Below are 6,418 nucleotides of genomic sequence, written 5' to 3' on the forward strand. Positions count from 1 at the left end.
TGCTCACTTGGCGGCCAGCGTGCTAATCACAGTGCAGAAAAACCCGATTCCCAAGCTGACAGTAATCTCCCTTCCAGCACGACTCCGTGACAGCGCGAAGTGCAGCAACGGAGGCCGTAATCCGCGCCTCACGGCAATTGACTAACCCGCCTGACGCCACGCGACCGGATCTGATCCAGTCGGCCGCGAGTTGCGAACTAGATATCCTCGCTCGTGGTCCACCATGCCGGCGGCCATCCCGGACTGGGAGACGCGGTGCCGACATGATTCGCCACTTTCCATGAGTTCTTGTCTTTGTGGACCACGAAGGTATAGGCACCCCGGACAATCGTGGCAGACTGCACAACGTACCCATCGGTTTCGCCGGTTGGAGCTAGAATCACTAGTTCAAAGTTAGGCCCGATTTTCCGCTGCACACTTCCCGCACCCAACTTGTCAATGTCTACGCCTTGCCACAGGTCCTGCAAGTGCTTTCGTTCGTCAGTCAAGAAACTTTCCCAGGTTTCTCTTGGTTGCCCCTCCCTCGCAAGCAAATCAGCAAGTTTATCCATGCGCGCTAGGTCACCATCGGAATGATCAACGTTTTCCCACAGCCAAGTTTGGACCCGGCAATGGATCCAATTCTGATCTACAGCAAGGAGCCAATCCTCATGGCGGCACTCTTGGGCGGCCGCGAGGAATCTATAAACGACTCCAACTGGACCGTTGTCGGCGAATCTTTCACTCATTCCTTCCTCGGAGAGGGCCATTCTTCTAGCGATCTTCTCCCCTTCGTCCATTGCTGCCACAGGAGTTGCGCCAGGAGGCAGAGTGGGATCCTGGGCTGGCGGGAGCTCCCGATTCATGAACATCCCCATTATCGAGATGAGCATTAGGGCGGACACGACGCCCGGAAAGACGGAGTACCATTGAAATCCGTTGCGTACAATGAAGTAAGTCCAAAGGCCAAAACCGACGCAGGTTATGGCGGCCAAGATGAGTGAGCTGACAGGTACTGGCTTCTTTGGAGTTCCGAGTTTTTGTCCAGTTAGGCGCGCAACGTCGAGTGTAATTCGCCCGTGGATCCACAGCGCTGCCGGCGTATGTTCTCGTAATGTGTCGTTCTTTTCTATTTCCTCAGCCAGTGAGAGATTATCGCGGATATCCTTCCGAAGGCGCTGACGTCGACTTAAAACTGTTGCCACGGCAGCCAGAGGGGTGGCAATCGCCGTCACAGCCTGCACGATCGCGTTAATATCCACCGCAGCAACGTACCCGAAACTCCATATGGGAGCGATGCCAGATGACGCCTTGGCGAACCCCTGGGAGCGTGCCGTTCGACGGCGAACTTGAACGCAGAAGGCTCAGACAGCACGTCAGGGCGAACAGTTGAGCGTTGACAGCGACGGTGCCAGCAACCAGCCCGGATGGTGAGGACCAGGGGCAACGCAGCGCTGGACGGTCGTCCGAGGCCAGGCAAAGACGGACGAGGCCCGGATAGCTCGCCGAGGACTCGTAAGTGAGGTGTCAGGCAGCGAGGCAGCAAGAAGGCAGCGCGAGCCTTAACGCGGGCCGACCACGAACGTCAGCGAACGATGCCGGGCACCTGCTGGTCGACGCGAATCGGCACCAGCCGGCAGTAGCCGCTAGCCCGAGACCGCATCCCCCCGACAGGGTTCGTCGATGGTTACGACAGAGTCAGCGGCCGACGCGGATGCGGTCGGCGGCGTACACCTCGCGTGAGCCGTCGGCCCGGAAGATCACGATGACCGGGATGCCCTCACCGATCTCCAGCTCGCGCCGTTCGGCGGGGGTGGGCATCCGAGCGGTGGCGGTGTCGCCCTTGAGGAGGGTCACCGTTTCGGTCGGCTCGTCGGCGCGGACGAACGTTCCGCGCGGTGGTTCCACGATCACGAGCCCTTCCGACCGGAGTAGCGCTACCGCTTGTCGGACGCTCGTACGGCTCAGCCCGTACCCCTGAGCCAACCGCAGCTCGCTGGGAAGCGAGGCCCCGGGCGCCAGGTCGCCAGACGCGATCCGGTCTCGCAGGAGGTCTGCGAGCTGCCGGAACACGGCACGATCCGCGCTGGGGTCGATCACAAATGTGACGCTACGTGTCCAATAGTTCTACATCTTATTGTATCTACAGTCCTACGTCGCTACAGTGACATGAGCTGGAACAACAGCCAGCGACCGCCTCCACCTGCCGTGAGATTGAAGAACGCCCGAGGGGAGACCTGGTGCCTCGCGTGTCGTACGAGGAGTACTTAGTGGCCGTCGCGCTAACCCTGGCAAGGCGGCACCGACCGGTCTGGTCATGGCAGCGATGGCGGAAGGTCTGCCGATGCGGGGGCGAGTTGCCCTGCCATTCGAGGCATCAAATCCCGATCAACCGGGGTCACTGGCCCTCAGAGGACGGCCGGCTATCCGCTTCGTCATCGGAACCGCCGGCCGAGCGGGGGGAGCCGAAGTGACGAACCACCTCCCGATCACGCCGGCCTGGATCTGCGGCGGCTGCGGTGCCGACTGGCCCTGTCACACCCGCCACCGAGAGCTGCGAGCGGAGTACGACCTCGCCCCCGTGTCACTCGCCCTCTACCTGGCCGCCCAGCTCGTCGACGCCGCCCAGGACCTGGCCCACGTCCCCGCCGGCGACCTGCACCACCGGTTCCTCGGCTGGACCCGATGAGCATCTTGCGACCCGGCGACGAGAAGTTCCATTACAGCGACGGCTCTCACAAGTGGATCCCGCCCGACCCTGACTACGACCAGGAGGTCTGGGACGAGCAGGTCCGCCAGCACAAGCACGGACACCTCAGGAACGAGCGCCCCAAGGTCCGCATCCAACGCCTCGTCTGATGCCAGCAGTACAGCAGCGAAGTACAGCAACCGCGCCAGCCAAACCGGGCCGATAAGCACGCCAACAGCCCGGATGACCTCGAACCACACCGCAGAAGACCGGTTCGCCGGCAATCCATAGGTTCAGGGTTCGAGTCCCTGGCGGCCCACCATCTTTACCAGCGTGAACAGGCTCTACGGCCGGTGCGGAGCCCTGTGGATTCGCCCCGGTGGTCACAGACTGGTCACGTGGCTTGCGCGGGCATCCTGTCCACCGGCGGGTCGGCCGCGTCCTGGGCGGTCCTCGGCCGGCTCACCGTCCCCGGCACCGCGGCCGCCGCCTCCGCGCTGAACGCCATCGACACCATCACCGGTGAGCAGCCCAACCAACACAGCACCACCAGCACCACCTAGGCCGGCCTCACCGGCGGACCGTCGGTCACCGTCAACGTGCGCCCGTCCGGGCGCGTCCTGGTCATCTACAACGCGCAGATCGACTGGGCTGTCGGCACCGGGGTTCCGGCCGGTGGTGAGGCCGGCATCGACGTGTCCGGCGCGAACACCCTCAGCCTGATCGGCACGACCGCCACCGACCGGCGGATCCGGGCGTACATCCAGAGCGGCGGGGCGTCGACCAACGTCGGGATCTTCGGCCTCGGCAGCCACACGATGTTCCGCAACCTCAACCCCGGCGCCACCACGTTCAAGCTCCGCTACCGCAGCCTGAGCGGCCATCCGATCGACTTCGACAACCGGGCCACCACCGCGATCCTGCTGTAATCGCAGGGGGCATCACTCGGCGGGCGGGACGCTCTCTGGCTCGATTGACTGCGAGGACCGAGGGAAGACGTATCGAGGGACGCGGCGCGGGTGGCCGTTGCCGACTCTTCTCCACCGCTGACCGGACGAGTCGGTGAATTCAACCGTTACGATCGATTCTTGGCTGGATATCCGAGCATCCGCCGTGGAAATTGGCGGCTGAGCTGTCCCGTTGATCTCTGCATACTCGGCCGGCAAAATGAAGTCTTTCACCTCTAGCTGTACGACTCGGCCCTGAAAGTTGACTGAGCCAGTCACCCGGTGGATCGGCGAGAGCCGGTGGTTGTAGACCCTGACTCTGACGCCGCGGATCCAGCCCGTAACCCCTGCGATCCCGGGCTGGGACGTGAAGACGAGCTGTGCCCTTCGCTCATCTTCTGAGCTGCGCTCTGCCGCCAGCTCATCTCGTGCTTGGCGCGCCTGTCGCCGCTCAAACAGCAACAGCGCCGTCGCGGCACCTGCGGCAGCTAGGCCGGCGAACACGCCCGCGATGCTGCCCCACGCCTGCATCCAGTCGGTGACCTTAGGCCTATCTGGGCCACTCTGCGGGGCGTTTGCGACCGCCCACGCGGCGACGCAAAGCAACGCGGCGAGCAGGAACAGGCCGGCGGTGGTGATGAGCTGCCAGGTCTTCCTATCAAGGTTCACCCGGGCATCCTGCCTCCACCTGTCGAGGCGGCCTGTCAGCTCGCGACAGCGATGGACGTGGGCGAACCGTACGCAAGACGTGAAAATCGCACAGGCGGTCCGATGGTCATTCACGTCCCCGCCGTTGATCGCCCCGCGAGGCAACTGGGCCTGGTAGGAGGTTGGAAAGGGGCGGTGCACCGCTGACACGATGCACCGCCCCGGCCGCTGCTCTATTGGGAGGGCATCGGCAATGTCGGAAACGAAGGGCAAGGGGTCACGGGTACGCCATAGACGGGGCCGGATCGCCAACCGCGTGGAAGTTGCGGCTGGTGGTGGGCGCTGCCGGCGTCGCGGTGGGGGTGGCGGAGCTGACCGCTCGCTGCTCGGCGTAACCGGCAAGATGCCCGTCGGGTCAACTACTGGCGGGCACCTTTGCCATCACCGGGTCCAGGGCGCGGTAATTCGGTGACGCCCTCAGTCAACGGCTGCACCGCCGCCGGCCTGCGGCGGCAGAAGTTCAACATCGCCCTCGGCGGGGCCGGCGATCGGGGCCATCTTGTCGGGCTCGCTCCACTGCGGCGTTAGGGGTGTCGCCCATCCGTCGTGGTCAATTACCCACGCCACGACGAATTCTTCCCAGGTGTCTTTCGTGTTCTTAACGCGGACCCGCCACCCACCCCCGGGGATCACGGCTCGGATGGTTTCTTCATTCTTCCTCAGACCGAGGAACCCCTCGATGGCTTGCGCCAGCACGAGGCCGTTCTTGCCCACAACCATGGGCAGCCCTTCGTCGTCCCATGCCTCCACCCGCATGGTGGTGGTGTAACTGTTGCCGGCGTCGGCCGTACGCCGAAATTCGGCCAGGTGTGTGCCCTGCGCCGGGATCACTGCCCTGCCCCTGTCGCCGGCTTGAATCCCTGCTCGGTGGACACCCGCACGACGAGGAATTGGAGCGGGAGTCCGAGCGCCGCAGCCTGCTCGGCACCGTGCTTTGCCTCTTCGATGGCCTCGCCGATGTTGCCCTCCATGTAGGAGTGGTCACCGAAAACCGCGAGTTGGGCGTTGCGCTGGTCAAAGGACATCACGAGGTAGCTGCCTGTCGAGAGCGGCCCCTGAGCGGGGTCAATGGGAACGATGGCCATGGGTGGGATCCTCCGACTCTCCGTGATGCGCGCACACCAACTGTCCAGTGCCCGACAGAGCGGCAAACCGCCCAGGCTCAGCGGCAACGATCCAGCGTGACGTCGCACGACCGATTGGAGATCTCATGCCGATGGGGCAGCCTCGCGAGGTACCCGACAGCATCCTCACTCACCTGGTGGGCGCGTTGGTCAAGGAGACGGCCGAGTTCATGCTTCAGCACTGGCAGCCGGACGGGATCTTGCAGCCTCCAGATCCCTTCGGCACGGTGTTGGAGTGGATGTGGGGTGCCGAGCCCGATCGTGCCGTTGGGATGGTCGGTGACCTGCTCTGGCACCTCCGCCGCGGCGATGGTGCTGCGGACAGGTCGATCACTCTCGACACCTTGATGGTGGGGCTGCCTCTGGCGGTTTGTGCCCTCCCACCTGAGCAGGTGGACGCGCTGTTGGATCGGGTGGAGACGGAGGTTCCGCGGCATCTCGGCGAAGACGTCAACACCTGATTGCCACATTTCAGGCTCAGCCGCCGGAACGGGCCGCCGGGCGCGAATCCTGGCGGGCCGTCGTCATGATGGCAGGGTGACGATGCTCCTGGACTGGATCGCTCGCCGGATGGCTCTCTGGATCACCGTCAGCGTGGTCCTGGTCCTCACGTCCATGTGGGTCATCTCAGCCTCCTATCGAGCGCCGGTTGGCGAAGATCAGCCGAAGGTCACTGACTGGATGCAGGGATGGGGCAGCGTGTTCGGGGTCGTCGCTGGGCTGGCTGCTGCGGGCGCCGCTGCGTTCCTGCTCTTGCACGAGCGGCAGCGGGCCGCTGCCTCCGAGCGACAGATAGCCGAAGAACGCGCCGACGCCGTGCTTAACGTGCCCAGAGCGGTGGTCGCCGCCCCGGCTCAGTTCAAAATCAACGGAGGCGGCGACGACAAGCACCTCGGCGAGGTAGTAGCTGCGGTTCACAACTACGGGTCCAACCCCATCCGCAACGTGGCCGTCGTCGTCACCCTGCCCAC

11 protein-coding genes are annotated in these 6,418 nt (G+C 64.1%); 6 read left to right on the forward strand and 5 right to left on the reverse strand.

Annotation, left to right across the window (positions count from 1 at the left end; genetic code table 11):
- Positions 1-197 precede the first annotated feature (197 nt).
- Both KBX34_RS29580 and KBX34_RS29585 read right to left on the reverse strand, forming a co-directional pair.
- Complete coding sequence (locus KBX34_RS29580; RefSeq protein WP_210928246.1) at positions 198-1,241, reverse strand: hypothetical protein; 1,044 nt, start codon at positions 1,239-1,241, stop codon at positions 198-200.
- A gap of 436 nt (positions 1,242-1,677) precedes the next feature.
- Complete coding sequence (locus KBX34_RS29585; protein WP_210928248.1) at positions 1,678-2,079, reverse strand: winged helix-turn-helix domain-containing protein; 402 nt, start codon at positions 2,077-2,079, stop codon at positions 1,678-1,680.
- Between the two features lie 370 nt (positions 2,080-2,449).
- On the opposite strand from KBX34_RS29585, the gene KBX34_RS29590 reads away from it, so the two are divergent.
- The 4 genes from KBX34_RS29590 (at position 2,450) to KBX34_RS29605 (ending at position 3,597) form a co-directional block, all read left to right on the forward strand.
- Positions 2,450-2,668, forward strand: coding sequence for a flavin reductase (locus KBX34_RS29590; RefSeq protein WP_210928251.1), 219 nt, complete (start codon positions 2,450-2,452; stop codon positions 2,666-2,668).
- On the forward strand, positions 2,665-2,838 hold the full coding sequence (locus KBX34_RS29595) for a hypothetical protein (protein ID WP_167362340.1): 174 nt from the start codon (positions 2,665-2,667) through the stop codon (positions 2,836-2,838). The genes KBX34_RS29590 and KBX34_RS29595 overlap by 4 nt, the downstream gene beginning before the upstream one ends.
- A 228-nt stretch (positions 2,839-3,066) precedes the next feature.
- Entirely contained in the window at positions 3,067-3,231 is a 165-nt protein-coding gene (locus KBX34_RS29600) for a hypothetical protein (RefSeq protein ID WP_210928252.1), read from the forward strand.
- 36 nt (positions 3,232-3,267) lie between these two features.
- On the forward strand, positions 3,268-3,597 hold the full coding sequence (locus KBX34_RS29605) for a hypothetical protein (protein ID WP_210928254.1): 330 nt from the start codon (positions 3,268-3,270) through the stop codon (positions 3,595-3,597).
- A gap of 12 nt (positions 3,598-3,609) precedes the next feature.
- Here the strand turns inward: KBX34_RS29605 and KBX34_RS29610 are convergent, their stop codons facing one another.
- From KBX34_RS29610 to KBX34_RS29620, 3 genes are all read right to left on the reverse strand, one after another.
- On the reverse strand, positions 3,610-4,284 hold the full coding sequence (locus tag KBX34_RS29610) for a hypothetical protein (RefSeq protein WP_210928256.1): 675 nt from the start codon (positions 4,282-4,284) through the stop codon (positions 3,610-3,612).
- Positions 4,285-4,740: 456 nt separating this feature from the next.
- Positions 4,741-5,154, reverse strand: coding sequence for a hypothetical protein (locus tag KBX34_RS29615; RefSeq protein ID WP_210928258.1), 414 nt, complete (start codon positions 5,152-5,154; stop codon positions 4,741-4,743).
- The gene (locus KBX34_RS29620; protein WP_210928260.1) at positions 5,151-5,408 is read right to left on the reverse strand and encodes a hypothetical protein; all 258 of its coding nucleotides are present in this window, start codon (positions 5,406-5,408) and stop codon (positions 5,151-5,153) included. Before KBX34_RS29620 ends, KBX34_RS29615 begins: the two co-directional genes overlap by 4 nt.
- 125 nt (positions 5,409-5,533) lie before the next feature.
- Between KBX34_RS29620 and KBX34_RS29625 the strand changes: the two genes are divergently transcribed.
- A complete protein-coding gene (locus tag KBX34_RS29625) occupies positions 5,534-5,908 on the forward strand; it encodes a hypothetical protein (RefSeq protein WP_210928262.1) in 375 nt (124 codons plus the stop codon).
- Between the two features lie 76 nt (positions 5,909-5,984).
- Positions 5,985-6,418: hypothetical protein (locus KBX34_RS29630; protein ID WP_210928264.1), on the forward strand; the 434-nt coding region annotated here is incomplete at its 3' end.

The organism is Micromonospora sp. M61, from assembly GCF_018070245.1.
Classification (GTDB): domain Bacteria; phylum Actinomycetota; class Actinomycetes; order Mycobacteriales; family Micromonosporaceae; genus Micromonospora; species Micromonospora zamorensis.